The following is a 25,864-nucleotide window of genomic DNA, read 5'->3' on the forward strand; positions in this document are numbered from 1 at the left end:
ATCGGGTCAACCTCGATGTGCGTGTTCAGCCCGAGATCCGTCCCACGATTGGTGCTCATTGCTTTCCCCTGCCGACTCGCTCGCCCCGGAGTGGCTCGTCGAGCCCGACGACGCGAACGACCTCGCCGACGGCGTCTGGCCTGCCTCCGCCATCCGTGACGCCGATGGTGCACTCGTCCTCGCGGGCCTCAGCGCGACCGATCTCGCCCAGACCTACGGCACGCCCCTTCTCGTGATCGACGAGGACGAAGTGCGCACGCGCGCGAGAGCCTTCCGCAGCGCCTTCGACAAGGCCGCGGCAGACCACGGGACCACGGCGCAGGTGTACTACGCCGGCAAGGCATTCCTGTGCACCACGATCGCCCGCTGGGTCGTCGACGAAGGACTCCGTGTCGACGTCTGCACCGGAGGAGAGCTCGAGGTCGCGCTCGCCGCAGGCGTCGCCCCTGCCGCGATCGGCTTCCACGGCAACAACAAGTCCACCGCGGAGCTGCAGCGCGCCGTCGACGTCGGTGTGGGGTCGATCATCGTCGACAGTGACATCGAGATCGAGCGGTTGTCTGCCATCACTGCACGCACCGGCGCGGTCCAGCGGGTCTTCGTCCGCGTCATCAGCGGTGTCCACGCCGAGACGCACGACTTCCTCGCCACGGCGCACGAGGATCAGAAGTTCGGTTTCCCGCTGCCGGAGGCAGAGCGGGCCGTCGCGCGGATCCGCGAGATCCCCGGTCTGGACTTCGCCGGGCTGCACTGCCACATCGGCTCGCAGATCTTCGGCGTCGCCGGGTTCCGGGAATCGGCGTCCCGCGTGCTCGAACTGCACGCGACCCTTCTCGAGAGCGGACCCGTCCCTCAGCTGAACCTCGGAGGAGGCTTCGGCATCGCGTACACGCGCATCGACGACCCGACTCCGATCGACGAGCTGGCCGCAGAGATCGTCGCCGCCGTCGCGCAGGGGTGCGATGCCCGCGGGATCGCCGTGCCGGCACTCTCGTTCGAACCCGGCAGGGCGATCGTCGGCACCGCCGGTGTGACGCTGTACGAGGTCGGCACGACCAAGGACGTCACGGTCGAGTCCGGTGCCGTCCGCCGCTACATCAGCGTCGACGGCGGCATGAGCGACAACGCGCGCCCTGCCCTGTACGGTGCCCAGTTCTCCGCTCGACTGGCCTCACGGGTCGGTGACGGCTCTCCGCAGCTCAGCCGCGTCGTCGGAAAGCACTGCGAATCCGGTGACATCGTCGTCGACCACGAATACCTCCCGGACGATCTCGTCCCGGGTGATCTGCTCGCCGTTCCGGCCACGGGCGCCTACTGCGTCTCGCTGGCGAGCAACTACAACCATGTTCCGCGCCCTCCCGTGATCGCCGTGCGCGACGGGGAGTCCCGAGTGATCGTTCGAGGCGAGACCATCGACGATCTGCTCGCGCGGGACGCGGGCATCGACGGCGGACACGTGTCCGACCGATCGCGTCCGTCCACCTCAGAAGGAGCAAGATGACAGAGTACCGACGACTTCGTGTGGCGCTTCTCGGCGCCGGGGCTGTCGGCTCCCAGGTCGCAGCACTCCTGCTGCGCCACGGAGACGAGCTCGCCGATCGCGCCGGAGCCTCCCTGGAACTGGCGGGCATCGCCGTGCGCAACCTCGACGCTCCCCGCGACGTCGACCTCCCGCGGGAGCTGTTCACGACCGACGCGGAATCCCTGATCCTCGGGGCGGACATCGTGATCGAGCTGATCGGTGGCATCGAGCCCGCGCGCACCAACATCCTGCAGGCGATCGGGTCCGGCGCCGACGTGGTGACGGCGAACAAGGCCCTTCTCGCCACTCACGGGCCCGAACTCTTCGAAGCCGCCGACCGCGTCGGGGCTTCCGTCTACTACGAGGCTGCCGCGGCCGGAGCCATCCCGATCATCCGTCCGCTGCGCGATTCGCTCGCCGGCGACCGCGTGGTGCGGATCATGGGCATCGTCAACGGCACCACGAACTACATCCTCGACCGGATGGACACCGAGGGCGCCGACTTCGCGGACGTGCTCGCCGACGCGCAGCGTCTGGGCTACGCCGAGGCGGACCCCACAGCAGACGTCGAGGGCTACGACGCGGCGCAGAAGGCCGCGATCCTGGCGAGCCTGGCGTTCCACACCGCCGTGCCTCTGGATGCCGTGCATCGCGAGGGCATCTCCTCGATCACGGCGTCGATGATCGAGGAGGCTCGGTCTGCGGGCTTCGTGATCAAGCTGCTCGCGGTCTGCGAACGCATCGAGGCCAACGGCGACGAGTCGATCTCGGTGCGCGTCTACCCGGCACTCGTGCCCCAGTCGCACCCGCTCGCATCCGTGCACGGCGCGAACAACGCCGTCTTCGTGGAGGCAGAGGCCGCCGGGTCGCTGATGTTCTACGGCGCGGGCGCCGGGGGAGTGCAGACCGCATCCGCCGTGCTCGGTGACGTCGTGTCCGCAGCCCGCCGCCACATCGCCGGCGGCGTCGGGGTGGGGGAGTCGACCAGAGCCAACATGCCCATCGTCCCGATCGGGCACGTCACCACGCGGTACCAGATCACGCTCGAGGTCGCGGATGCGCCCGGCGTGCTGGCCACGGTCGCTGGCATCCTCAGCGACGGCGGAGTCTCCGTCGCCACTGTCGTGCAGACGGTCGAAGGTGAGGCCGAGCCGACTGCGCGTCTGATCATCGGCACGCACCGCGCCGCCGAGAGTGCGCTCAGCGCGACCGTCGACGCCCTGGCCGGCAGCTCCGTGGTCGAGCGCGTGGTCTCCGTGCTGCGCGTGGAAGGCGAGTGACGATGGCGCAGGGCCGCACCGTCGAGGTGCGCGTCCCCGCCACCAGCGCGAACCTCGGACCCGGATTCGACACTTTGGGTCTGGCTCTCAGCGTCTACGACACGCTGCAGATCACGGAACTCCCGGCCGGTACCCTCGAGATCGAGGTCTCCGGGTCCGGCGCCGATGAGATCCCCCGCGACGAGACCAACCTCATCGTCCGCACGATCGCTCACGTGTACGCCGACGCCGGACGCTCCCTGCCGGGACTGCGGATCGTCGCCGAGAACGGCGTCCCGCACGGCCGCGGTCTCGGCTCTTCGGGCGCTGCGGTGGCCGCCGGCGTGCTGGCAGCCAAGGGGCTGCTGGAAGGCGACGTCGAGATCGGCGACGGCGACCTGCTGCGACTCGCAACCGAGATCGAAGGGCACCCCGACAATGTCGCGCCTGCGCTGTTCGGCGGCCTGACGATCGCCTGGATGGGCGAGCGCGGCCCGCAGCACAAGAAGCTCCTGGTGCACCGCGGAGTGTCGCCGCTCGTGCTCGTGCCGGCATACACGATGTCGACCTCTCAGGCCCGCTCTCTGCAGCCGCCTCACGTGTCCACGGCGGATGCCGTGTTCAACGTCTCGCGGTCGGCGCTGCTCATCGCCGCGCTGATGCAGAGCCCGGAACTGCTCTTGGATGCGACCGCCGACCGACTCCACCAGGACTACCGCGCCGAGGCCATGCCTGAGACGCAGCGCCTGGTGCAGGCTCTGCGCGGCGCAGGGTTCGCGGCGGTCGTCTCGGGAGCGGGACCCAGCGTGCTGGTGCTCGCCGACGGCCCCGGCAGCCGTCAGGATGCCGTCGAATTGGCGAACGACGTGACCGACACCCCGTGGGAGGCGCTGCTGCTCGCCGTCGACGTACGTGGTGGTACAGTGGGGGATCGAGCGGAGGGCTTCCACGAAGCTTCGTGAATCTGGCCCCATTGCAACTCTGCAAGACCCGCACGCGAACCCCTTGGCACACGTGCCCAGGCCGGCTGGCGCCGAGCGTCAGCCCGTGCGATCGCGCGCAGCACCCGTTGTGCGCGTACAACGCTCTTTTCCCATGACACACGAGGGAGTACTCGTGGAGAATTTCTCCGAGACCCAGAACGACCAGTCCGCTCCGGTCGCCGAAGCGCCGGCTGCTGCCGCGAACACCGATGCGGCCACGGAGGCCGCCCCGGCTCGCAAGCGTGCGCCTCGCCGCGCCACCAGCGCGACTGCCGCTGCGAAGGCCGAGAAGGCCGCCGCTGCGCAGGCGGAGGCTGCACCTGCCGCCGACGCACCCGCAGCCGCACCTGCGGCCGACGGCCCCGCTGCCGAGGCGGCTCCGAAGGCGAAGGCGCCGCGCCGCAGCCGCGCCAAGAAGGCTGACGCAGAGGCGCCTGCCGCTCCCGCCGAGGCCCCTGCCGCCCCGGCCGAGGCTCCGGCCGCCGAGAAGCCGGCAGCCGAGAAGCCGGCAGCCGAGAAGCCGGCAGAGAGCAACCAGGCCGAGGCTCCGGCCGAAGCCGCCCCCAAGACCAGTGGCCGTGGTCGCCGCGGTGCGCAGAAGCCCGCAGCCGACGCACCCGCAGCCGAGCAGCCCGCCGAATCGGCCCCTGCTGACGCGCAGCCCTCCTCCGAGGGGTCGTCCGACTCCGCCGATGGCGACGAGCAGGGCGGCCGCAGCCGCAACCGCAACCGCAGCCGCAACCGAGGCCGCGGCCAGAACGGTGCGGCACAGGACCAGCAGCAGCAGGCCCAGCCGGCCGCCGACGACGACCAGTCCGGAAACGGTCGCAACCGCCAGCGCAACAAGCGCCGCAGCGGTGCCCCGACGGACGAGTTCGACACCGAGATCGGTGAGGACGACGTCCTGATCCCGATCGCCGGCATCCTCGACGTGCTCGACAACTACGCCTTCGTGCGCACCACCGGCTACCTCGCCGGCCCCAGCGACGTCTACGTGTCGCTCGGTCAGGTCAAGAAGTACAACCTGCGCAAGGGCGACGCGATCGTCGGATCGATCAAGCAGCCGCGCGAGGGCGACCAGCCCGGACGTCAGAAGTACAACGCCCTCGTCAAGGTCGACTCGATCAACGGCCTGTCGATCGACGACGCCGCCACCCGCGTCGAGTTCGGCAAGCTCACCCCGCTCTACCCGCAGGAGCGCCTGCGTCTGGAGACGGCGCCCGAGAAGCTCACGCAGCGCATCATCGACCTGGTCGCCCCCATCGGAAAGGGTCAGCGCGGTCTCATCGTCGCGCCGCCCAAGGCCGGCAAGACGATCGTGCTGCAGCAGATCGCCAACGCGATCGCGCAGAACAACCCCGAGGTCCACCTCATGGTCGTGCTGGTCGACGAGCGCCCCGAAGAGGTCACCGACATGGAGCGCACCGTGAAGGGCGAGGTCATCGCCTCGACCTTCGACCGCCCCGCAGAGGACCACACCACGGTCGCCGAGCTCGCGATCGAGCGCGCCAAGCGCCTGGTCGAGCTGGGTCGCGACGTCGTCGTGCTGCTCGACTCGATCACGCGCCTCGGCCGTGCCTACAACCTCGCCGCCCCGGCGTCGGGTCGTGTGCTGACCGGTGGCGTCGACGCATCCGCGCTGTACCCGCCCAAGCGCTTCTTCGGCGCCGCGCGCAACATCGAGAACGGTGGATCTCTCACGATCCTCGCGACCGCGCTCGTCGAGACCGGTTCCAAGATGGACGAGGTCATCTTCGAGGAGTTCAAGGGCACCGGCAACAGCGAGCTGCGCCTGTCGCGCTCGCTCGCCGACAAGCGCATCTTCCCCGCGGTCGACGTCAACGCGTCGAGCACCCGCCGTGAAGAGATGCTGCTCTCGGCCGACGAGGTCAAGATCACGTGGAAGCTGCGTCGCGCCCTCGCCGGCCTCGACCAGCAGCAGGCCCTCGAGGTCGTGCTCGGCAAGCTCAAGGAGACCAACTCCAACGTCGAGTTCCTGGTGCAGATGCAGAAGTCGATCCCCACGCTGCCCTCCGGCGGTCACGGGCACGACAACAACATCCGCTGAGCGGAACCGCTGTGTTCGAGTCCGTTCAGGCGTTGATCGACGAGCATCGCCGGGTGCAGGAGGAACTCTCCGACCCGGCGGTGCACGCCGACGCCGCGCGGGCGAAGCGCGTCAACCGCCGCTACGCCGAGCTGTCGAGGATCGTGGCGGCGTACGAGGCATGGGTCGCGGCAACCGACGACCTGGACGCCGCGCGCGAGTTCGCCCGTGAGGACGAGACGTTCGCCGCCGAGGTGCCGGTGCTCGAAGAAGGGCTGCAGCAGGCGCAGGAGAAGCTCCGGCGACTGCTGATCCCTCGCGACCCCGACGATGCGCGTGACGTGATCATGGAGATCAAGGCGGGGGAGGGCGGTGCGGAATCGGCGCTGTTCGCCGCCGACCTGCTGCGTATGTACATCCAGTACGCCGCGTCGAAGGGCTGGAAGACCGAGCTGCTCGAGCGCAACGAGTCCGACCTCGGTGGCTACAAGGACGTGCAGGTCGCGATCAAGGGGTCCTCATCGGATCCGGCGCAGGGCGTCTGGGCGCATCTGAAGTACGAAGGCGGCGTGCATCGCGTGCAGCGCGTGCCGGCGACCGAGTCTCAGGGGCGCATCCACACGTCGACCACCGGTGTGCTGGTGTTCCCCGAGGTCGACGAGCCCGACGAGATCGCGATCAACCAGAACGACCTCAAGATCGACGTGTTCCGCTCGTCCGGTCCTGGGGGACAGTCGGTCAACACGACGGACTCCGCCGTGCGCATCACCCACCTGCCCAGCGGGATCGTGGTGTCGATGCAGAACGAGAAGTCGCAGCTGCAGAACCGTGATGCCGCGATGCGAGTGCTGCGTGCGCGTCTGCTCGCCAAGCAGCAGGAGGAACTCGACGCCGCGGCATCCGATGCTCGCAAGTCGCAGATCCGCGGCATGGACCGTTCTGAGCGGATCCGCACGTACAACTTCCCGGAGAACCGCATCGCGGATCACCGCACGGGGTTCAAGGCGTACAACCTCGACCAGGTGATGGACGGCGCATTGGAGCCGCTCATCAGCTCGGCGATCTCCGCAGACGAGGAAGCGCGTCTGGCCGCCGTCGGCTCCGAATCCTGAGCTTCGATCCCGCGGGGCGATAGGCTCAGCGCGTGATCACACTCCTCTTCCGCGCAGGCATCTACCTCCTGTCAGCCGCCATCGGGCTCATCGTCGCGGACCTCGTCCTCGACGGGTTCCAGATCGAATGGTCGAAGTGGTGGGGCTTCGTGCTCTGCATCCTGATCTTCGCGGTGCTGCAGAGCATCCTCTCGCCCTGGATCAGCAAGCTCGCCGATCGCTATGCACCGGTACTGCTCGGCGGGATCGGGATCTTCTCGACGCTCATCGCGCTGGTGATCGTGGTGCTGCTGCCCGTGGGGGGCCTGCGCATCACCGACGCGGCCGGCTGGATCCTCGGCTCCGTGATCGTCTGGCTCGTGACGGCGCTGGGCAGCGTGCTGATCCCCATGATCTTCGTCAAGCGCAAGGTGAAGGAAGTGCGCGGCCGTCGCTGAGACGACGCCGCGGAGTCAGATCGAGTAGTCGGGTGCGGTGAGCAGCGCGCGCGTGTCCTCGCCGACGAGGCGGTGACGGGGTTTCGCAGGGATCCCGATCAGGATGCTGTCGTCCGGAGCGTCTCGCGTGACCACCGCATTCGCACCGACGACGGAACCGGCGCCAATCGTGATCGGGCCGAGGATCTTCGCACCAGCGCCGACCGCGACTCCGTCGCCCAACGTCGGGTGCCGCTTACCCGATTCGCGAGTGCGGCCGCCGAGCGTCACGCCGTGGTACAGCATCACGTCGTCACCGATCTCCGCGGTCTCACCGATCACGACTCCCATGCCGTGATCGATGAAGAACCGCCGCCCGATCTGCGCTCCCGGGTGGATCTCGACGCCGGTGAGCCACCGCGCGATCTGCGATCCTGCTCTGGCGGGCAGACGGAATCCCCGCCGCCACAGCGCGTGCGACACCCGGTGCGCCCAGATCGCGTGCAGCCCAGGGTAGAGCAGTGCGACCTCGACGCCGCTGCGCGCCGCCGGGTCGCGGAGCCGCGCAGCCGCGATGTCCTCGCGCATTCGACCGATCATGCTGGTGCGTCCCCGTCAGTCTTCGCGAAGGTCCTCGAAGAGCGCGGTCGAGAGATAGCGTTCGCCGGTGTCGGGCAGGATGACGACGATCGTCTTGCCGGCATTCTCGGGCCGCGCTGCGACCTTGAGAGCCGCGGATACTGCGGCGCCGCAGGACATCCCGACGAGCAGACCCTCCTCGGCCATCAGCCGGCGTGCCACCTGGATCGACTCCTCGAACTCGGCGGTGATGACCTCGTCGATCACGTCGCGGTCGAGGATCGCCGGTACGAAGTTCGGGCCGATGCCCTGGATCTTGTGAGGGCCGGGGTGGCCCTCGCTGAGAACGGGGGAGTCCTTGGGCTCCACGGCGATGACCTGCACGTCGGGCTTCGCCGCCTTCAGCGCCTGGCCGGTGCCGGTCACGGTGCCACCGGTGCCGACGCCGGCGATGAAGATGTCGACGTTGCCGTCGGTGTCCCTCAGGATCTCCGGTGCGGTGGTCTCGCGGTGGATCTGCGGGTTCGCGGCGTTCTCGAACTGCCGGATCCAGATGGCACCGGGGGTGTCGGCCACGATCTGCTTCGTGACCTCGATCGCACCGCTCATGCCCTTGGTGGGGTCGGTCAGGACGATCTCGGCGCCGAATGCCTTCAACAGCACCCGCCGCTCCTTCGACATGGACGCCGGCATCGTCAGGATGACCTTGTAGCCGCGCGCCGCTCCCACCATGGCCAGAGCGATGCCGGTGTTGCCGCTGGTGGACTCCACGATCGTGCCGCCGGGCTTGAGCTCTCCGGAGGCCTCAGCCGCGTTGATCATCGCGATGCCGATGCGGTCCTTCACGCTCGAGGCGGGGTTGTAGTACTCCAGCTTGGCGAGCACAGTCGCCCCCAGGCCTTCCGTGACGCTGTTCAGCCGGACGAGCGGGGTGTTGCCGAATGCGGTCGTGATGTCGGAATGGATGCCGGGCATGGGAGAGCCTTCCTGATGCGGGTCAGTGCGGCACCAGCCTATGCGAGGTCGACTCAGTGGTCGGCATTGTGACACCCTCCGGCGCTCTACGCTGGAAGCCATGTCCGTGAACACTCTCGCCGCCCTCGTGCGCGGCGCGGCGCAGCGTCTCGCCGACGCCGGCGTCCCCGATCCGCTGGTCGACGCCGAACTCCTCGCCGGTCATGTGCTCGGTCTGCGTCGTGGAGAGGTGCAGGCCGCCCTGATCCGCGGTGACGCGGTGGACGTGTCGGACGTGGAGCGCATCGATGCCCTCGTCGTGCGTCGCGCCGGCCGTGAGCCGCTGCAGCACATCACCGGCACCGCGCCGTTCCGCCATCTCGAACTGCAGGTCGGCCCTGGGGTCTTCGTCCCGCGCCCTGAGACCGAGACAGTCGTGCAGTTCGCAATCGATGCGCTGCTGAACGCGCCGGAGGCTGCTCCCATCGGTATCGACCTCGGAACCGGGAGCGGTGCGATCGCGCTGGCGATGGCGACCGAGGTGCGCCACGCGCGGATCTTCGCCGCCGAGCTCTCTCCCGAGGCACACGCCTGGGCGAGCCGCAACACGAGTGGGGTCGAGAACCTCACTTTGGTCCTCGCGGATCTGGCGGACGCATTCCGCGAGCTCGACGGCACCGCGTCCGTGGTGATCTCCAACCCTCCATATGTTCCCGATGACGCCATCCCGCGTGACCCCGAGGTCCGTCTGTTCGATCCGGCGATGGCGCTGTACGGGGGAGCCGACGGGCTCGACCTGGTGCGGGTGCTGAGCACAAGGGCGGCGGAACTGCTCCGACCTGGTGGCCTGCTCGTGATCGAGCATGGGGAACTGCAGGGCCAATCGATCCGAGAGATCCTCAGCGCCGACGGGTGGCGTGCCGCAGCGACCCATCGTGATCTGACCCTCCGTGATCGTGCCACCACGGCAGTGCGCCCCTGATCAGGCGCCTCCGAGCATCAGCCCCGTCGTCCCCGGATAGAATCGAACCGTCATGTCCTCCATCTTCGACTGCCACGACGAGGCGCAGCTGCTCGCCGGAATGCGGCACGCACGCCAGGCCATCGGCCGCGGCGAGCTCATCGTCATGCCCACCGACACCGTCTACGGCGTCGCCGCCGACGCGTTCTCGCCTGCCGCGGTGCAGCGTCTGCTCGACGCGAAGGGGAGGGGGCGCAATCAGCCGCCGCCCGTGCTGATCGGTTCGGTCGACACGCTCGCGGCTCTTGCAGAGTCCGTCCCCGAGCCTGTGCAGCGCCTCGTCGACGCGTTCTGGCCCGGTGGGCTGACCATCGTGCTTCCCGCGCAGCCCTCGCTCGTGTGGGACCTGGGGGAGACCATGGGGACCGTGGCGGTGCGGATGCCCGAAGGGCGCGTGGCGCTCGAACTGCTCGCCGAGACCGGGCCGCTCGCCGTCTCGAGCGCGAACCTCACCGGCCGTGAAGCCGCGATATCGGCACTCGACGCCGAGAAGATGCTGGGCGACAGCGTCGCGGTGTATCTGGCGGACGGGCTCAGCAAGGACGGCATCGCTTCGACGATCGTGGATGCGACATCGCTGGTGCGACGCGGCTCGGACGGCGACGGCGCCGTCGTGCGCATCCTGCGCGACGGTGCGGTCACCCGCGAGCAGCTGCGCGAGGTGCTCGGCGACCTGCTCGAACCGGAGGAGCAGCCGGAGCAGCCGGCGGACGCCGTGCAGGAGGAGCACCAGGACGGGGATTCGTGAAGCAGTATCTCTTCACGATCCTCATCACTGCCGCGATCACGTTCGCGCTGACCTGGGCGGTCTGGCGACTGAGCCTGCGGTACAAGCTCTATCCGGGCATCCGTGAGCGCGATGTGCACACGACGCCGACTCCGCGTCTCGGCGGAGTCGCAATCTTCCTCGGCATCGTCGCCGCATTCGGGTTCTCCGCGCTCAACCCCTTCTTCCAGAGCATCTGGACGCCGCCACAGACGATCTGGTCGATCCTCGCCGCCTCGCTGCTGATCGCCGTCATCGGGGTCGTGGACGACCTCTGGGACATCGACTGGATGATCAAGCTCGGTGCCCAGTTCCTGGCGGCAGGGGTCATCACGGTCGGCGGCGGCCTGCAGATCCTGTCCCTGCCCTTCGGGGACCTGATCGTCGTCTCGAGCTGGCTGAGCATCACGATCACCATGTTCGCGATCGTGATCGTGATGAACGCCGTCAACTTCATCGATGGACTCGACGGGCTCGTCGCCGGCGTGTGCCTCATCTCCAACGGCGTCTTCTTCGCGTACTCCTACATCTTCACGCGCGACTCCGGCGCCTCCAGCAATTTCAATCTCTCGACCTTCATCGCCGCGGTCCTGATCGGTGCGTGCCTCGGGTTCCTGCCCTTGAACTGGAGTCCTGCAAAGCTCTTCATGGGGGACTCCGGTGCGCTCGTCATCGGTCTGCTGATGGCGACGTCGGCGATCTCGATCACCGGTCAGATGGATCCGTCCTCGCTCGACCCGGAGCGCCTGGGACGCTCCCAGCTGGTCGGTGCATTCCTGCCGATCCTGCTGCCGCTCCTGGTCGTCCTTCTCCCGCTGCTGGACTTCGGGCTGGCGGTGCTGCGGCGCATGAGTGCCGGTCGCTCGCCGTTCTCGCCCGACCGGAAGCACCTGCATCACCGGATGCTCGACCTCGGGCACCGCGACCGCGACGCGGTCCTCATCTTCTATGCATGGACGGCCGTGATCTCGCTCGCGGTCCTGCTCATGTACGTCGGCGCACGCGAGGACTGGCCCGGCCAGTACCTCCCCGGCGTCGGCTTCGGCGTGGTGGGCATCGTGGCCTGCCTGCTGATCACCCTCATGCCCTCCCGTCGTAAGAAGCCGGCGACGGCACACGCGCCCGACCCGACCTCCCTGGAGTCCTGATGAGCCCGAACCCCGTGTCCAGCAATCCCATCCTGCGTCGCACCCTGATCTGGTCCGCGGTCGCGACGGTGATCCTCGCGGTCGTGGCAGGTGGCGTCGGCTTCCTCGTCGGAGGAGGGGAGGGACTCGTGAGCGGGCTGCTCGGTGTGCTGCTCGCCGCGCTCTTCCTCGCGATCACCGGCATCAGCATCCTGATCGCGAACCGCTGGTTCGGCGATCCGCTGTATGTGCAGCTGTTCTTCGCGATCGTGCTCGGCGGCTGGCTCCTCAAGCTCGGCGTCTTCGTGGTCGTGATGATCGTGCTGAGCGGCCAGCCCTGGATCCACCCGATGGTGTTCTTCCTCTCGATCGTCGCCGGCGTCATCATGTCGCTCGCGATCGACGTGCTCGTGCTCACCAAGATGCGGCTTCCGAACGTCAGCGATGCCTCGCTGCCGACCGAGGCTCCAGAGGATCGCGCCCCGGGTGTGTTCCTGCCCACCGAGGTGCCGGAGGACCGCGCGCCGGGGCGGCATCACATCGTGCCGGAGAAGCCTGCAGACGAGGGCCCCGCGGACTCGCGCACCATCTGACTCTGATAGTGTTGACACGTGCCCGCCGCTCTCCCGCGAGCGCTTGCGCAGTGAAGCACACCGACCATCGTCGCCCCGGTTCTGACCGGTGCCCCGAAGCTGGAGCCCGCGCTGTTTAATCTTGCTGCGACCCTGACCCCGCGACTCGCCTCTGATGGTGAGTTCCACGGTCCGTCGATCGACGAATTCTTCCCGGATACCCTCTTCAACGTCTTCGGTGTGATCCCGATCAACCGGATCCACCTGATCCAGCTGCTCTCGGTCATCGTCGTGGTGCTCATCCTCTGGCTGGGCACGCGCCGGATGAAGATGATCCCCGGTCGTGGACAGAGCCTCGTGGAGATGGGCCTCGGATTCGTCCGCACCAACATCGCGCACGATCTGCTCGGGCGCAAGGACGGCGATCGCTTCCTCCCGATCCTGACGACCATCTTCTTCATGGTCCTCTTCATGAACGTCACCGGGATCATCCCGTTCCTGAACATGCCGGGAACCGCCATCATCGCGGTCCCGCTCACGCTGGCACTCGTCAGCTACGTGACCTTCATCTACGCGGGTATCAAGAAGAGCCCCAAGAACTTCTTCAAGAACGCGCTGTTCCCCTCGGGCGTGCCGTGGCCGGTGTACATCATCGTCACGCCGATCGAGCTGATCTCGACCTTCATCATCCGTCCGGTCACTCTGACCCTGCGACTCCTGATGAACCTCGTGGTCGGACACATGATCCTGGTGCTGTGCTTCGCAGCCACCCAGTTCTTCTTCTTCACCGCAGGTGGGGGATGGGCGGCGCTCGGTATCGGAACCCTGGCCTTCGGCGGCGCATTCACGCTGTTCGAGATCCTGGTCACCGTTCTCCAGGCATACGTCTTCACCGTCCTCACCGCGGTCTACATCCAGCTCGCGGTCGCAGAAGAGCACTGAGCGGGTCGGCGAAAGCCACCCACCCAACGAAAGGAAAAACCCCGTGGACGCAACTACGGTTCTCGCAGACATCAACGGTCACCTCGCATCGGTCGGCTACGGCCTCGCTGCAATCGGTCCGGCCATCGGTGTGGGCATCGTCGTCGGCAAGACCATCGAGGGCGTCGCCCGTCAGCCCGAGCTGGCCGGCCGTCTTCAGGTCCTCATGTGGATCGGTATCGCCTTCACCGAGGCGCTTGCATTCGTCGGCATCGCCGTCGGATTCATCCCCTTCCCGTAATCCACACCGACTTCAGAAGGAGACAGGATGCTGAACGCTCTTGTCACGAACCTCGCGGCTGAGGGTGAGGCGGCCAACAACCCGCTGCTCCCCGCGTGGTACGACATCATCTGGTCGGGCCTGTGGTTCCTCATCATCCTCGTCGTCGTGTGGAAGGTCGCCCTTCCCAAGCTGACGAAGATGCTCGACGAGCGGTCCGCCGCCATCGAGGGGAACATCGCCAAGGCTGACGAGGCTCAGAAGCAGGCCGAGGCCGCGCTCGAGGAGTACACGCGTCAGCTGGCCGAGGCACGCACCGAAGCCGGTGAGATCCGTGAGGCCGCCCGCGAGGATGGCAAGAAGATCGTCGCCGAGGCCAAGGAAGCTGCGAGCAGCGAAGCTGCCCGCATCACCGCCACCGCGCACACGCAGATCGAGGCCGAGCGTCAGACCGCTCTCGTCTCGCTCCGCAGCGAGGTCGGAACGCTCGCCATCGACCTCGCCGGTGGCGTGGTCGGGGAGACGCTGTCCGATGACGCACGTGCGACGGCTGTGGTCGACCGCTTCCTCGCCGACCTCGAAGCATCCGAGAAGGCGGCCCAGTAATGGGCAGCGCGACCACTCAGGCGCTTGCGGCATCCGTTCAGGCGCTTGCCGCGGCATCCGGCGTGACCCTCGACACCTCGCGGGAGCTCTTCGCCGCGGCGCATGCCGTGGGCGAATCGTCGCATCTGAGCGGCGCGCTTGCTGACGCCTCGGCTCCGGCCGAGGCACGGCAGAACGTCGTCGCCTCGGTCTTCGGCGGGTTCTCGCAGAACACGCGGGACGTGCTGAAGGCCGTCGTCTCCGAGCGTTGGTCCGACGCGAGCGAGCTCGTCGACGGCATCGAGGAGCTCGCGATCCGCGCGGCTGCGATCTCCGACAGCGGTGCCGACATCGAGGCGGAGCTCTTCGGCTTCTCCCGGGTCATCGCGGCGAACTCGGAGCTCGAACTCGCCCTGGGCACCCGCCTCGGGGGAGCACAGGCCAAGGTCGATCTCGTCGATCGCCTGCTCGCCGGTTCCGTCAGCGCCCCTGCGGCGCTGATCGTGTCGTCGCTCGTGCGCCAGCCGCGCGAGCGTCGCATCCGCCAGCTGCTGAACCGCGCCATGCGCATCGTCTCGAGCCAGAACGGTCGAGTCGTCGCGACGGTCCACACAGCGTCCGAGCTGAACGAAGCTCAGCGCACCCGTCTCAGCGACGCACTCTCGCGCCGTTACGACGGCAAGGTCTCGCTCAACGTCGTCATCGACCCTGCCGTTCTCGGAGGCCTGCGCGTGCAGATCGCCGATGACGTCATCGACGGCAGCATCTCCGCTCGACTCGCAGACCTTCGCCAGAAGCTCGCGGGCTAACACGACTTCGCGCGGGGAACCGCGCACCCAGATACAAAGGGAAGACAATGGCAGAACTATCGATCAGCCCCGACGTCATCCGTGACGCGCTGAAGGACTTCGCCGCCGCCTACGAGCCCACCGGGGCCGCGGCGACCGAGGTCGGCACCGTCATCGACGCCGCGGATGGAATCGCGCATGTCGAGGGCCTGCCCGGCGTCATGGCCAACGAGCTCGTGACCTTCGGCGACGGCACCAAGGGCCTCGCCCTGAGCCTCGACCAGAACCAGATCGGTGTCGTCGTGCTCGGCGACTTCACCGGCGTCGAGGCCGGCCAGGAAGTCACCCGTACGGGTGAGGTCCTCTCCGTGCCCGTCGGCGACGGCTACCTGGGCCGCGTGGTCGACCCGCTCGGCAACCCGATCGACGGCCTCGGCTCGATCGCGACCGAGGGCAGCCGCGAGCTCGAGCTGCAGGCGCCCGGCGTCATGCAGCGCAAGTCGGTCCACGAGCCGATGCAGACCGGCATCAAGGCCATCGACGCGATGATCCCGGTCGGCCGTGGACAGCGTCAGCTGATCATCGGTGACCGCCAGACCGGTAAGACGGCGATCGCGATCGACACGATCATCAACCAGAAGGACAACTGGGAGTCCGGCGACGTCAACAAGCAGGTCCGCTGCATCTACGTCGCCATCGGCCAGAAGGGCTCGACCATCGCTTCGGTGAAGGGTGCGCTCGAAGAGGCCGGTGCCCTGGAGTACACCACGATCGTGGCCGCTCCGGCATCCGACCCCGCCGGCTTCAAGTACCTCGCTCCCTACACCGGTTCGGCCATCGGCCAGCACTGGATGTATGGCGGCAAGCACGTCCTCATCATCTTCGATGACCTGTCGAAGCAGGCTGAGGCCTACCGCGCCGTGTCGCTCCTCCTGCGCCGTCCGCCGGGCCGTGAGGCGTACCCGGGTGACGTCTTCTACCTGCACTCCCGTCTGCTGGAGCGTTGCGCGAAGCTGTCCGACGAGCTGGGTGCCGGTTCCATGACGGGTCTCCCGATCATCGAGACCAAGGCCAACGACGTCTCGGCGTACATCCCGACCAACGTGATCTCGATCACGGACGGCCAGATCTTCCTGCAGTCCGACCTCTTCAACGCGAACCAGCGTCCGGCGGTCGACGTGGGTATCTCGGTCTCGCGAGTCGGCGGTGACGCTCAGGTCAAGTCGATCAAGAAGGTCTCGGGTACGTTGAAGCTCGAGCTGGCTCAGTACCGCTCTCTCGAGGCGTTCGCGATGTTCGCGTCCGACCTCGACCAGGCGTCGCGTCGTCAGCTCTCCCGCGGTGCGCGTCTGACCGAGCTGCTCAAGCAGCCGCAGTACTCGCCGTACCCCGTCGAGGAGCAGGTCGTCTCGATCTGGGCCGGAACGAAGGGCAAGCTCGACACGATCGAGGTCTCGGATGTCCTGCGCTTCGAGCGCGAGCTCCTTGACTACCTGCGTCGCAACACCAAGGTGCTCGACACCCTGCGCGAGACCAACGTCCTCGATGACGACACGGTCGCAGAGCTCGAGAAGCACACCGACGCTTTCATCCTGGAGTTCCAGGGTGGCAAGGGCGCCAGCATCGGCGCTCCCGGCCACGAGGAGCACGCGGCTGCGGAGGCGGACGACGTCAACCAGGAGAAGATCGTCAAGGGCCGTCGCGCGTAATCGCGTGAGGTACTGAACTCATGGGCGCTCAACTCAGGGTCTACAAGCAGAAGATCTCTTCTGCTCAGACGACCAAGAAGATCACGAAGGCGATGGAACTCATCGCGGCTTCGCGCATCCAGAAGGCGATGGCACGCGTCAAGGCGTCCAGCCCCTTCGCGCGAGCCGTGACGAGGGCCGTGTCCGCCGTCGCGACGCACTCGAACGTCGACCACCCGCTCACCCGCGAGCCTGAGACGATCCACCGCTCCGCGGTCGTGATCTTCTCCTCGGACCGCGGTCTCGCCGGAGCCTTCAACTCGCAGATCCTCCGTGAGGGTCTCGAGGTGGCGGAGCTCCTGCGCGAGCAGGGCAAGGAGCCGGTGTTCTACCTCGTCGGTCGCAAGGCCGTCGGCTACTTCCAGTTCCGTCGCATCGCGGCGGCTGCGGAGTGGACCGGCGACACCGACACCCCGTCGTTCCACACGGCGGAGGAGATCTCGCAGAAGCTTCTCGAGGACTTCTCCCGCGGTGGCGTCGAGGGCGGCGTGGACGAGATCCACCTCGTGTACAACCGTTTCGTCAGCATGATGACGCAGACGCCGGAGTCCGTGCGTCTGCTCCCGCTGGAGATCTCGGAAGCCGACGAGTCGGAGGCGGGCAACACCATCTACCCGCTGTACGAGTTCGAGCCGGATGCCGAGACCGTGCTGGACGCGATCCTGCCGGTGTACATCCAGAGCCGCGTCTTCAACGCACTCCTGCAGTCGTCTGCCGCCAAGCAGGCAGCGACGCAGAAGGCGATGAAGTCGGCCAGCGACAACGCCGACAAGCTCATCACCGACTACACCCGTCTGCGCAACAACGCGCGTCAGGCGGAGATCACGCAGCAGATCGCAGAGATCGTCGGCGGCGCCGACGCGCTCTCGTCGAGCAAATAGACCATCAGGAGAGAGACGAAAATGACCCCCACCGCTACGGCTGACCAGCCGGCGACCGCGGTCGTCGGGCGCGTCGCACGCGTCAACGGTCCGGTTGTCGACATCGAGTTCCCGCACGACTCGATCCCCGACATCTACAACGCGCTGAAGACGACGATCGTGATCGGCGACTCTTCGGTCGAGATCACGCTCGAGGTCGCTCAGCACCTCGGCGACGACCTCGTTCGTGCCATCGCCCTGAAGCCGACCGACGGTATCGTCCGCGGCCAGGAGGTTCGCGACACCGGTGAGGCCATCTCGGTCCCCGTCGGTGACGTCACCAAGGGCAAGGTCTTCAACGTGATCGGCGAGGTGCTCAACCTCGAGCCCGGCGAGACCATCGAGGTCACCGAGCGCTGGCCGATCCACCGCAAGGCTCCGAACTTCGACCAGCTCGAGTCGAAGACCACCATGTTCGAGACCGGCATCAAGTCGATCGACCTTCTGACGCCGTACGTGCTCGGTGGAAAGATCGGTCTGTTCGGTGGAGCCGGTGTCGGAAAGACCGTCCTCATCCAGGAGATGATCCAGCGCGTCGCGCAGGACCACGGTGGTGTGTCGGTGTTCGCCGGTGTCGGTGAGCGTACCCGTGAGGGCAACGACCTGATCCACGAGATGGAAGAGGCGGGTGTCTTCGACAAGACGGCCCTCGTATTCGGCCAGATGGACGAGCCGCCGGGAACGCGTCTGCGCGTCGCCCTGTCGGCTCTGACGATGGCGGAGTACTTCCGTGACGTGCAGAAGCAGGACGTGCTGCTCTTCATCGACAACATCTTCCGCTTCACTCAGGCCGGTTCCGAGGTCTCCACGCTTCTCGGTCGTATGCCGTCCGCGGTGGGCTACCAGCCCAACCTGGCCGACGAGATGGGTCTCCTCCAGGAGCGCATCACGTCGACCCGTGGCCACTCGATCACCTCCCTGCAGGCGATCTACGTGCCCGCCGACGACTACACCGACCCGGCTCCGGCGACCACCTTCGCCCACCTCGACGCCACGACCGAGCTCTCTCGTGAGATCGCGTCGAAGGGTCTGTACCCGGCCATCGACCCGCTGACCTCGACGTCGCGGATCATGGACCCCCGGTACTTGGGCGAGGACCACTACCGCGTCGCCACCACCGTCAAGCAGATCCTCCAGAAGAACAAGGAACTGCAGGAGATCATCGCGATCCTCGGTGTCGACGAGCTCTCCGAAGAGGACAAGATCGTCGTGTCGCGTGCACGTCGCATCCAGCAGTTCCTCTCGCAGAACACCTACATGGCCAAGAAGTTCACGGGTGTCGAGGGTTCGACCGTCCCGCTCAAGGAGACCATCGAGTCGTTCGATGCGATCACCCGCGGTGACTTCGACCACGTCGCCGAGCAGGCCTTCTTCAACGTCGGTGGCATCTCCGACGTCGAAGAGCAGTGGGCGAAGATCCAGAAGGAGAACGGCTGACCATGGCGCTCAACGTCAGCCTCGTCTCCGCCGACGCGGAGGTCTGGACGGGAGAGGCGAGCCTTGTGGTCGCCAAGACCGTCGAGGGTGAGATCGGCTTCATGACCGGCCACGAGCCGGTGCTGGCCATCCTCGCCGAGGGCCAGGTCCGGATCACCCAGACCGATGGCACCAAGGTGCTCGCCAACGCGCAGGACGGCTTCCTCTCCATGGAGGGCGAAACCCTGACGATCGTTGCCGGCAACGCGGCCCTCATCGCCTGAGTAGTTCACCTCGACGCGTCCGCCTCGGGTTCCCTTCACCGGGATCCGAGGCGGACGTGTCTGTCTGTATCGAGGTTTCATGAAGATCCTGCTCCCGCCGTCGGAGACCAAGCGGCCCGGCGGTTCCGGCGCGCCGCTGGACCTGCGCAGTCTGGTACTTCCTGCTCTGTACGAGGAGCGCTCCGCGGTCGTGGATACCCTGGTCGATCTCGCCGGTGACGAAGCGACTGCACGGTCGGTACTGAAGCTCAGTGCCCGGCAGCTCGGTGACATCGAGCACAACCGGATGCTGCGGCATGCTCCGACCATGCCTGCCGTCGATCGCTATACCGGCGTGCTCTTCGATGCGTTGGACGCCGCCACGCTGTCAGCCGCCTCGCGACGCTGGCTGGGCGCGCACGTCTGGATCCACAGCGCGCCGCTCGGTCCGATCGGGGCGTTGGATCTGATCCCGGCGTACCGGCTCGCTGCGGGTACATCCCTGCCCGGCCTGTCGGCGCTCCGCCGGCACTGGTCGGAGGCGACGCAGATAGCGATCGCGGAGGAGGCGCCTCCATTCGTCCTCGACCTGCGCAGTGAGGCCTATGTCGCGCTCGGCCCTGTGCCCGCTTCCGTGCCGTCGGCGTACGTCCGTGTCGTGACGGATGGCGAAGACGGATCGCGCGCCCTCAACCACTTCAACAAGAAGTCCAAGGGCCTGCTCGTCCGTGCGCTCGCGGAGGATCGTCCGCGGATCGGCTCACTGCGATCCTTGCGCTCCTGGGCGCAGAAGCATGATGTCGTCCTCCGTGATTCTGAGTCGCCCGGCGTCTGGGAGCTCGTCGTCGCCGAGTGACGTGGATTCCGTGCGGTCTTCTGCCCGCGTGGGCCGTTGCCCGTCAGGTGTCTCGCCGCTAGTGTTGTGTCGCGGCGCGCATCGCGCCGGCTCGTTCAGATCCGGAGGGGATCATGGATTCTTACTACTACGACACAGGTGCCGCAGCGGTTCTCGGCATCCTGCTCGTGATCGGTTTCATCTTCGCGATCGCCGGATACGTACTCGTGTCGCTCTTCCTGATGAAGATCTTCGACAAAGCAGGCGTGCAGGGCAAGTGGCGCGCGTGGGTGCCGGTGTACAACTACCTGATCTTCGCGAAGCTCGGCGACGTCTCACCGTGGGTCGTGCTGATCGCCATGGCGCTGTCGCTCATCCCGTACCTCAACTTCCTCACCGGTGTCGCCCTCGCGGTCGTGATGGCCCTCGCCGCGTGGCGTATCGGCCTGAAGCTGCAGAAGGACGCCGTCTGGGTCATCCTCTGGGTGCTCCTGGGTATCGTGTGGCTCGGTATCAACGCCTTTGACAAGTCGCGCTGGAACCCGAACATCGTCCCCGCTCCCTGGGCCGGCAACAGCCTCTTCACCGACACGACCGTGTGGCAGGGAATCCCCGTGCAGCCGTCCGCGTCCGCGGCGCCGCAGGCGTACGGTGCAGCTCCCCAGGGTTACGCACCTCCGGCTCCGCAGGGCTACACGCCTCCGGCTCCGCAGGGCTACGCGCCTCCGGCTCAGCCCGGATACGCGGCTCCCGCGGCCCCGGCCACCGGAGCACCCGTGCCCCCGGTCCCGCCCGCCACGCCGCCGGCTCCGCCCGCAGCACCCCCCGCCGCTCCGTCGGCTCCGCCCGCAGCACCGCCCGTGCCGCCGACAGACCCGACTCAGCCCCCGGCCTGAGACATGTGACGCAGAGAGCCCCCGACTTCGGCCGGGGGCTCTCTGCGTTGCGTGAGAGGTGACGGCGGTTCGCCTCGGCTAACGTGGAAGCCATGGTCATGTCGCAGCGCCGTGTCGGCGCGTCCGGTCTCGTCGTGTCACCCACAGGCCTCGGCTGCAACAACTTCGGCCGCGCCGGCACCGCCACCGAGACTCTCTCCGGCACCCGGGAGGTGATCGACGCGGCGATCGCGAACGGCATAACCCTGTTCGACACCGCCGACATGTACGGTGCCGAGCCAGGTATGAGCGAGACGCTCATGGGGGAGGCCCTCGAAGGACGTCGTGACCGCATCGTGCTCGCCACCAAGTTCGGTCACGAACGGGACATGGGGTATGACTTCCCGGCCGGCCGCGGCTCTCGGCGTTACGTGCGTCGCGCGGTCGAGGAGTCCCTGCGCCGGCTGCGTACGGACTGGATCGACCTCTACCAGTTGCATCTCCCCGACCCTGAGACACCGATCGCAGAGACGACCGATGCGCTGGACGAGCTGGTCGGGGAGGGGAAGATCCGCTACTACGGTCATTCCAACTTCGCCGGCTGGCAGATCGCGGAAGCCGAGTTCACATCGCGTCAACGGTCGACCGGGCGATTCATCTCCGCGCAGAACCACTACTCGTTGCTCGCCCGCGCCGCCGAGCGCGAGGTGCTCCCCGCCGTGGCGCGCTATGGTCTCGGCTTCTTCCCCTTCTTCCCTCTTCACAACGGTCTCCTCACGGGCAAGTTCACCCGCGAGGGCGGTCCCGCCGACAGCCGCATCATGTCCAGCCGCCGCCATGTCTGGGAGAACGCGCCCTGGGACGCCATCGACGAGTTCCGCACGTTCTGCGCAGACCGCGACATCACCATGTTGCAGGCGTCCTTCGGGTGGCTGCTCGCGAATCCGCTGGTGTCGAGCGTGATCGCCGGAGCCACATCCGCCGCGCAGATCGAGGCCAACGCGCAGGCCGGTGACGAGTGGCGTCCCGACGCCGACGAGCTCGCGATGATCGATCGACTGTTCCCCCTCCCTGAGGACCCGGGGGCCCGAGTATGAGTGCGATGGGTGAGTTCCACTACGATGTGTGAGTACGCTGTGGCCGCCCGACTGGTCGCAGATCCATCGGAGGCAGCACGTGGCTGAGACGACGACGACGACGCGCAGCGTCACGGTTGCGCAGCGCCGCCTGCTGCTTTCCTGGGCGGGAGTCACCGATCAGGGGCGCCGCCGAGACAACAATCAGGATGCGTTCCTCGCGGATTTCCCCCTCTTCATCGTCGCGGACGGCATGGGCGGGCACGCGGGTGGCGAGATCGCCAGCCAGAGCACCGTCTCGCGTCTGCAGGCTGTGGTGTCAGGGGGGCCCGTGACGCGTCCGGCCATCGAGACGGCGCTCGAGCAGGCCGTGGGCGATATCGCCGATCACCCCGAGACGACGGATGAGGGCACGGGGACGACCCTCACCGGAGTGTTCCTCGACCTCGCCGAGGATGAGCCGCAATGGGTCGCGCTCAACATCGGCGACTCCCGCGTGTATCTGCTGCGCGACGACCGGCTGATTCAGGTCACGACCGACCACTCGGTGGTGCAGGAACTGATCGCGGCGGGCAAGCTGAGCCCCGAAGAGGCCGAAGGTCATCCGTACAGCAACGTGATCACCCGTGCCGTGGGCGCGAGCGAGCTGACTGCTCCGGACTACATCACGATCGATGTCCGTGCGGGCGACCGGTTCGTGATCTGCTCGGACGGGCTCACCAAGGAGCTCACCGACTACGGCATCCAGCACTTCCTTCGCGAGCACGCCGAGCCGGGGCCGGCTGTCGACGCGATGCTCGCCGCGGCGCTCGAGAACGGTGGTCGCGACAACGTGACGCTGATCATCGTCCAGGTAGGCGACCCCGAGCAGTCTTCCTCCACACTCACAGACACGGTCGAATAGCCCTCCTGGGCTGTGGAAGAGCGGGATCCGAGGCGATCTCCGGGGTCGAATGTAGGACATGGATCCTGCACCGATCGTTCTTCCCTCCGCGCCGCCTCCCACCCGGCGGGCACCCCTGCCGTTCGTCGCCGCGGTAGTGCCGGTTGCGGCAGGCGTCGTGCTGTGGCTGGTCTCCGGGTCGCTGTATGCGCTGTGTTTCGCCGCACTCGGTCCGCTGATGATCGCGGCTTCAGTGCTGGACGGGGCGCGCACCCGACGGCGTGATCGCCGCAGAGGCGCCGCAGAGGCGGCCACCGCATGGGAATCGGCCGAGGAGGAGCTCAGGGCGCGGCAGCAGGAAGAACGCGGGGCCCTGTGGGATCGCCATCCGGACGTCGCCAGGTGCCTTGCACACCCACCTCTTCGAGGGGCGGACGGACCGGACGGTACGACGCCACTGGTGGTCGGGAGCGGCTCGATCCCGACCGGGATCCGAACCACTGGCGGTGAGGGCGAACGGGCGCGTGTGTTCCAAAGGCGCTGCGGGATCCTCGACGAGGCACCGGTCCGTGTGCCGTTGGGCCGGGGCGTCTGCATACGCGGTCCTGCGCCGCAGAGCGCCGCGGTCGCACGGGCGCTCGTGGCGCAGCTCTGCCTTCGATTCAGCGCGGCGCAGCTCGTGCTCGTCGGCGACCGCCTCGATGAACATGGCCTGGCCGCATTGCCCCACGCTCGCTCCGCGCGTCGCGGAGGGTTCCGGGTCGGAATCTCCGCACAGGGGGACGCCCGCGTCGCCCTTGACGCCGCAGTCTGGGTGGTGCCGTCCGGAGCTGAGGTTCCGGAGGGGATCACCACCGTCATCGACGTCGATGAGATCCGTCGCGCGACCATTCGCACGCCGGCGGGTTCGCACGCGATCGCGCTGGAGGCCCTCTCGGTCGAACAGATCATGCAGATCGGACGCGACGGCCGAGACGACACCGAAGACCTCGACGACGTCCCCGCCTTCGTTGCCCTGCACGAGCTCTCGCAGCGGAGGGGGGATCCGGGGCTGCCCGCCGCGATCGGTCGCTCCGTCCAGGACGAGGTCGTGCTCGACATCGTCGCGGACGGGCCACATGCGATCGTCACGGGGACCACAGGCACGGGCAAGAGCGAGTTCCTGGTCACCTGGGTGACGGCGATGGCGACGGCGAACGGCCCGGATCGCGTGTCGTTCGTCCTCGCGGACTTCAAGGGCGGCACGGCGTTCGAGCCGTTGCGCGCGCTCCGCCAGGTCGCGGCGGTGATCACCGACCTCGACCAGGAGGGTGCGCGGCGGGGCGTGTCCAGCCTGACGGCGGAGATCCGTCGACGAGAGTCGTTGCTGGCCGCCGTGGGCGCACGCGACATCAGCGAGATCACGATCCCGAGACTCGTGATCGTGATCGATGAGTTCGCTGCTCTGCTGCAGGAGCATCCGGATCTCGGGCAGGTCTTCACCGACGTCGCGGCACGAGGCCGCGCGCTCGGTATGCATCTGATCCTCGGCACTCAGCGGGCATCGGGCGTCGTGCGAGACGCTCTCGCCGCGAACTGTCCATTGCGATTCAGCCTGCGCGTCGCCGAGCCCGCTGACAGTCGGCTCGTGATCGGCACGGCGCAGGCGTCAGAACTCACCGGGGGAGCGGAATCGCGAGGGCTGGGTTTCGTGAGGCGGCCGCAGGACCCCGAACCACAGATCCTCCGGGTGGCACTCACGGCGGCAGCAGATGTGAGCCGCGTCGCCGGCGAGTGGCGGTCTGCGCGACAGCCGCCCAGTCCCTGGCAGCCGGCGCTTCCCGCGTTGCTTCCGCTCGACCGCGTGCGATCGGGGGCGGCGCCGTCGCCCGACGCCCTCCTCCTCGGCCTGGCCGATACTCCCGAGAGGCAGTCGCAGCCGGCGGAACTGCTGCGACCGGGGGCGGACCGCGGACTGGCGATCCTCGGTGCACCAGCGTCCGGTCGGACATCGGCACTGCGGGTGCTGGCCGCCCAACATCCTCAGGCGGTGTGGATGCCCGAGGACCTGGAGGCCGCGTGGGATGCCGTCTCGTCCTGGTCGACCGGCGCCGCGCGGCTACCGAGCCTGGTTCTGTGCGATGACCTCGACCGGACCGTGGCCGAACTGCCGCCGGAGTACGCCCAGGAGTGGTTGCGCAGGGTGGAGCAGCTCCTGCGCGGCAGTCGCGAGACGACGTTCGTGATCACGGCAGCACGGGCCGCCGGTGGCGTCGGACGCCTCCTGGAGGCCGTGCCTCGACGCGCCCTCCTGCGGATGCCGAGTCGCGTGGAGCACCTGGCTGCCGGGGGAGAGAGCTCAGGATTCCGCCCGGACCGTCCGCCGGGCCGGGCACGCATCGGCGAACGGGAGGTGCAGTTCGCCTGGGTCGAGGGCACCGGCGCCGTGCGACCGACGCCGCTCGAGCCGCGGTGGAGTCCTGGACGCGCCGACTGCGGCATCGTGAGCCCCGGTGCGCCGCGCGTTGTCGCGCGTCTGCGAGCGGAGTATCCCGAACGCGAGGTGCTCTTGCTCGAACCAGGGGAGCGTGCGGAGAGAGGCGGAGCCATCCTGGTCGCCGACGCCGAGACCTGGCAGCGCAGTCCCTCGGTGTGGAGACGAGTGCGCGCGGAGGGCGAGGTGCTGTTCCGCGCCGAGAATCCTGTGGACCTGCGCCAGCTGGCCGGGGTCAGGGACCTGCCCCCGTATGCGCGGACGCACGCGGGAAGGGCGTGGGCGGTGCGTGGTGAGGAAGCCGTCAGCCGGGTGGTCGTCCCCGCCTTCGCGCCGACGACGGGGAACACGAGCGAACCGACGACAGGGCAGGTATCCGAGCGCCTCACCCGCAGGCAGAGGCGTGCGGACCGGACGGATGACGCATCCCGTTCGTGACAGAC

25 protein-coding genes are annotated in these 25,864 nt (G+C 67.8%); 23 read left to right on the forward strand and 2 right to left on the reverse strand.

Annotated features, from left to right (window positions below):
• Positions 1 to 58 precede the first annotated feature (58 nt).
• The 6 genes from lysA (at position 59) to MRBLWO12_RS04145 (ending at position 7,360) form a co-directional block, all read left to right on the forward strand.
• Complete coding sequence (gene lysA / locus MRBLWO12_RS04120) at positions 59 to 1,501, forward strand: diaminopimelate decarboxylase (protein WP_363552973.1); 1,443 nt, start codon at positions 59 to 61, stop codon at positions 1,499 to 1,501.
• Positions 1,498 to 2,802, forward strand: coding sequence for a homoserine dehydrogenase (locus MRBLWO12_RS04125; RefSeq protein ID WP_363552975.1), 1,305 nt, complete (start codon positions 1,498 to 1,500; stop codon positions 2,800 to 2,802). The genes lysA and MRBLWO12_RS04125 overlap by 4 nt, the downstream gene beginning before the upstream one ends.
• Before the next feature lie 2 nt (positions 2,803 to 2,804).
• Entirely contained in the window at positions 2,805 to 3,743 is a 939-nt protein-coding gene (thrB, locus tag MRBLWO12_RS04130; protein ID WP_363552977.1) for a homoserine kinase, read from the forward strand.
• A gap of 154 nt (positions 3,744 to 3,897) precedes the next feature.
• Positions 3,898 to 5,832: a transcription termination factor Rho gene (rho, locus tag MRBLWO12_RS04135; protein ID WP_363552979.1), complete on the forward strand. Its 1,935-nt coding sequence runs from the start codon at positions 3,898 to 3,900 to the stop codon at positions 5,830 to 5,832.
• Between the two features lie 11 nt (positions 5,833 to 5,843).
• The gene (prfA, locus tag MRBLWO12_RS04140; protein ID WP_363552981.1) at positions 5,844 to 6,923 is read left to right on the forward strand and encodes a peptide chain release factor 1; all 1,080 of its coding nucleotides are present in this window, start codon (positions 5,844 to 5,846) and stop codon (positions 6,921 to 6,923) included.
• Between the two features lie 32 nt (positions 6,924 to 6,955).
• Complete coding sequence (locus MRBLWO12_RS04145; RefSeq protein ID WP_363552983.1) at positions 6,956 to 7,360, forward strand: hypothetical protein; 405 nt, start codon at positions 6,956 to 6,958, stop codon at positions 7,358 to 7,360.
• A gap of 15 nt (positions 7,361 to 7,375) precedes the next feature.
• Here the strand turns inward: MRBLWO12_RS04145 and epsC are convergent, their stop codons facing one another.
• Positions 7,376 to 7,939: a serine O-acetyltransferase EpsC gene (gene epsC / locus MRBLWO12_RS04150; RefSeq protein WP_363552985.1), complete on the reverse strand. Its 564-nt coding sequence runs from the start codon at positions 7,937 to 7,939 to the stop codon at positions 7,376 to 7,378.
• 15 nt (positions 7,940 to 7,954) lie between these two features.
• The gene (gene cysK / locus MRBLWO12_RS04155) at positions 7,955 to 8,893 is read right to left on the reverse strand and encodes a cysteine synthase A (protein WP_363552987.1); all 939 of its coding nucleotides are present in this window, start codon (positions 8,891 to 8,893) and stop codon (positions 7,955 to 7,957) included.
• Positions 8,894 to 8,993: 100 nt separating this feature from the next.
• Between cysK and prmC the strand changes: the two genes are divergently transcribed.
• The 17 genes from prmC (at position 8,994) to MRBLWO12_RS04240 (ending at position 25,859) form a co-directional block, all read left to right on the forward strand.
• Complete coding sequence (prmC, locus tag MRBLWO12_RS04160; protein WP_363552989.1) at positions 8,994 to 9,854, forward strand: peptide chain release factor N(5)-glutamine methyltransferase; 861 nt, start codon at positions 8,994 to 8,996, stop codon at positions 9,852 to 9,854.
• 52 nt (positions 9,855 to 9,906) lie between these two features.
• The gene (locus MRBLWO12_RS04165) at positions 9,907 to 10,641 is read left to right on the forward strand and encodes an L-threonylcarbamoyladenylate synthase (RefSeq protein ID WP_363552991.1); all 735 of its coding nucleotides are present in this window, start codon (positions 9,907 to 9,909) and stop codon (positions 10,639 to 10,641) included.
• Positions 10,638 to 11,807, forward strand: a complete 1,170-nt coding sequence (locus tag MRBLWO12_RS04170; RefSeq protein WP_363552993.1) for an MraY family glycosyltransferase — start codon at positions 10,638 to 10,640, stop codon at positions 11,805 to 11,807. Before MRBLWO12_RS04165 ends, MRBLWO12_RS04170 begins: the two co-directional genes overlap by 4 nt.
• Complete coding sequence (locus MRBLWO12_RS04175) at positions 11,807 to 12,379, forward strand: hypothetical protein (protein WP_363552995.1); 573 nt, start codon at positions 11,807 to 11,809, stop codon at positions 12,377 to 12,379. Before MRBLWO12_RS04170 ends, MRBLWO12_RS04175 begins: the two co-directional genes overlap by 1 nt.
• Before the next feature lie 111 nt (positions 12,380 to 12,490).
• Positions 12,491 to 13,300: a F0F1 ATP synthase subunit A gene (atpB, locus tag MRBLWO12_RS04180; RefSeq protein WP_229673216.1), complete on the forward strand. Its 810-nt coding sequence runs from the start codon at positions 12,491 to 12,493 to the stop codon at positions 13,298 to 13,300.
• Between the two features lie 43 nt (positions 13,301 to 13,343).
• On the forward strand, positions 13,344 to 13,580 hold the full coding sequence (gene atpE / locus MRBLWO12_RS04185) for an ATP synthase F0 subunit C (protein WP_042541851.1): 237 nt from the start codon (positions 13,344 to 13,346) through the stop codon (positions 13,578 to 13,580).
• Between the two features lie 27 nt (positions 13,581 to 13,607).
• Positions 13,608 to 14,165: a F0F1 ATP synthase subunit B gene (locus MRBLWO12_RS04190; protein ID WP_363552997.1), complete on the forward strand. Its 558-nt coding sequence runs from the start codon at positions 13,608 to 13,610 to the stop codon at positions 14,163 to 14,165.
• A complete protein-coding gene (locus MRBLWO12_RS04195) occupies positions 14,165 to 14,953 on the forward strand; it encodes a F0F1 ATP synthase subunit delta (RefSeq protein ID WP_363552999.1) in 789 nt (262 codons plus the stop codon). The genes MRBLWO12_RS04190 and MRBLWO12_RS04195 overlap by 1 nt, the downstream gene beginning before the upstream one ends.
• A gap of 47 nt (positions 14,954 to 15,000) precedes the next feature.
• Positions 15,001 to 16,641, forward strand: coding sequence for a F0F1 ATP synthase subunit alpha (atpA, locus tag MRBLWO12_RS04200; RefSeq protein WP_363553001.1), 1,641 nt, complete (start codon positions 15,001 to 15,003; stop codon positions 16,639 to 16,641).
• A 20-nt stretch (positions 16,642 to 16,661) separates the two neighbouring features.
• Complete coding sequence (locus MRBLWO12_RS04205; protein WP_363553003.1) at positions 16,662 to 17,561, forward strand: F0F1 ATP synthase subunit gamma; 900 nt, start codon at positions 16,662 to 16,664, stop codon at positions 17,559 to 17,561.
• Between the two features lie 21 nt (positions 17,562 to 17,582).
• Complete coding sequence (atpD, locus tag MRBLWO12_RS04210) at positions 17,583 to 19,037, forward strand: F0F1 ATP synthase subunit beta (protein WP_141872358.1); 1,455 nt, start codon at positions 17,583 to 17,585, stop codon at positions 19,035 to 19,037.
• 2 nt (positions 19,038 to 19,039) lie between these two features.
• Positions 19,040 to 19,300: a F0F1 ATP synthase subunit epsilon gene (locus MRBLWO12_RS04215; RefSeq protein WP_363553005.1), complete on the forward strand. Its 261-nt coding sequence runs from the start codon at positions 19,040 to 19,042 to the stop codon at positions 19,298 to 19,300.
• Between the two features lie 79 nt (positions 19,301 to 19,379).
• Complete coding sequence (locus MRBLWO12_RS04220; protein ID WP_363553007.1) at positions 19,380 to 20,135, forward strand: YaaA family protein; 756 nt, start codon at positions 19,380 to 19,382, stop codon at positions 20,133 to 20,135.
• Between the two features lie 113 nt (positions 20,136 to 20,248).
• On the forward strand, positions 20,249 to 21,010 hold the full coding sequence (locus MRBLWO12_RS04225; RefSeq protein ID WP_363553009.1) for a large exoprotein: 762 nt from the start codon (positions 20,249 to 20,251) through the stop codon (positions 21,008 to 21,010).
• Between the two features lie 92 nt (positions 21,011 to 21,102).
• Positions 21,103 to 22,086 (forward strand): aldo/keto reductase, encoded by a 984-nt coding sequence (locus tag MRBLWO12_RS04230; protein ID WP_363553011.1) that lies wholly within the window; start codon positions 21,103 to 21,105, stop codon positions 22,084 to 22,086.
• 79 nt (positions 22,087 to 22,165) lie between these two features.
• A complete protein-coding gene (locus MRBLWO12_RS04235) occupies positions 22,166 to 22,969 on the forward strand; it encodes a PP2C family protein-serine/threonine phosphatase (protein WP_363553013.1) in 804 nt (267 codons plus the stop codon).
• A gap of 58 nt (positions 22,970 to 23,027) precedes the next feature.
• Positions 23,028 to 25,859, forward strand: coding sequence for an FtsK/SpoIIIE domain-containing protein (locus MRBLWO12_RS04240; protein ID WP_363553015.1), 2,832 nt, complete (start codon positions 23,028 to 23,030; stop codon positions 25,857 to 25,859).
• The last annotated feature ends 5 nt before the right edge of the window (positions 25,860 to 25,864 follow it).

Origin of the sequence: Microbacterium sp. LWO12-1.2, assembly GCF_040675875.1 — a bacterium.
Taxonomy (GTDB): domain Bacteria; phylum Actinomycetota; class Actinomycetes; order Actinomycetales; family Microbacteriaceae; genus Microbacterium.

Coding starts and splice junctions, on each gene's coding strand:
- MRBLWO12_RS04125 (WP_363552975.1), top strand. CDS start 1,498: ATGACAGAGTACCGACGACTTCGTGTGGCGCTTCTCGGCGCCGGGGCT.
- thrB (WP_363552977.1), top strand. CDS start 2,805: ATGGCGCAGGGCCGCACCGTCGAGGTGCGCGTCCCCGCCACCAGCGCG.
- epsC (WP_363552985.1), bottom strand. CDS start 7,939: ATGATCGGTCGAATGCGCGAGGACATCGCGGCTGCGCGGCTCCGCGAC.
- cysK (WP_363552987.1), bottom strand. CDS start 8,893: ATGCCCGGCATCCATTCCGACATCACGACCGCATTCGGCAACACCCCG.
- prmC (WP_363552989.1), top strand. CDS start 8,994: ATGTCCGTGAACACTCTCGCCGCCCTCGTGCGCGGCGCGGCGCAGCGT.
- MRBLWO12_RS04165 (WP_363552991.1), top strand. CDS start 9,907: ATGTCCTCCATCTTCGACTGCCACGACGAGGCGCAGCTGCTCGCCGGA.
- MRBLWO12_RS04175 (WP_363552995.1), top strand. CDS start 11,807: ATGAGCCCGAACCCCGTGTCCAGCAATCCCATCCTGCGTCGCACCCTG.
- MRBLWO12_RS04190 (WP_363552997.1), top strand. CDS start 13,608: ATGCTGAACGCTCTTGTCACGAACCTCGCGGCTGAGGGTGAGGCGGCC.
- MRBLWO12_RS04195 (WP_363552999.1), top strand. CDS start 14,165: ATGGGCAGCGCGACCACTCAGGCGCTTGCGGCATCCGTTCAGGCGCTT.
- atpA (WP_363553001.1), top strand. CDS start 15,001: ATGGCAGAACTATCGATCAGCCCCGACGTCATCCGTGACGCGCTGAAG.
- MRBLWO12_RS04205 (WP_363553003.1), top strand. CDS start 16,662: ATGGGCGCTCAACTCAGGGTCTACAAGCAGAAGATCTCTTCTGCTCAG.
- atpD (WP_141872358.1), top strand. CDS start 17,583: ATGACCCCCACCGCTACGGCTGACCAGCCGGCGACCGCGGTCGTCGGG.
- MRBLWO12_RS04215 (WP_363553005.1), top strand. CDS start 19,040: ATGGCGCTCAACGTCAGCCTCGTCTCCGCCGACGCGGAGGTCTGGACG.
- MRBLWO12_RS04220 (WP_363553007.1), top strand. CDS start 19,380: ATGAAGATCCTGCTCCCGCCGTCGGAGACCAAGCGGCCCGGCGGTTCC.
- MRBLWO12_RS04225 (WP_363553009.1), top strand. CDS start 20,249: ATGGATTCTTACTACTACGACACAGGTGCCGCAGCGGTTCTCGGCATC.
- MRBLWO12_RS04230 (WP_363553011.1), top strand. CDS start 21,103: ATGGTCATGTCGCAGCGCCGTGTCGGCGCGTCCGGTCTCGTCGTGTCA.
- MRBLWO12_RS04240 (WP_363553015.1), top strand. CDS start 23,028: ATGGATCCTGCACCGATCGTTCTTCCCTCCGCGCCGCCTCCCACCCGG.